Below are 258 nucleotides of genomic sequence, written 5' to 3'. Positions count from 1 at the left end.
CTGCCCTACATCGTGATCGTGGTCGACGAGATGGCCGACCTGATGATGGTGGCCGGCAAGGACATCGAGGGGGCGATCCAGCGCTTGGCGCAGATGGCGCGCGCGGCGGGCATCCACCTGATCATGGCGACGCAGCGTCCGTCGGTGGACGTGATCACCGGGACGATCAAGGCGAACTTCCCGACCCGGATCAGCTTCCAGGTGACGAGCAAGATCGACTCGCGCACGATCCTGGGCGAGATGGGCGCCGAGCAGCTC

Annotated in this window: 1 protein-coding gene; it reads left to right on the top strand. The window is 65.9% G+C overall.

All coding sequences use genetic code 11. The annotated features are described in order from the left end of the window. Positions 1-258, top strand: a 258-nt coding sequence (locus MKK55_RS06560; RefSeq protein ID WP_279596033.1) for an FtsK/SpoIIIE domain-containing protein, incomplete at both ends; no start/stop codon positions are given.

It is taken from the genome of Methylobacterium sp. J-059 (genome assembly GCF_022829485.1).
GTDB lineage: Bacteria > Pseudomonadota > Alphaproteobacteria > Rhizobiales > Beijerinckiaceae > Methylobacterium.
Note: the sequence above shows the minus strand (reverse complement) of the source record. Positions and strands in the feature narration are given on the sequence as shown.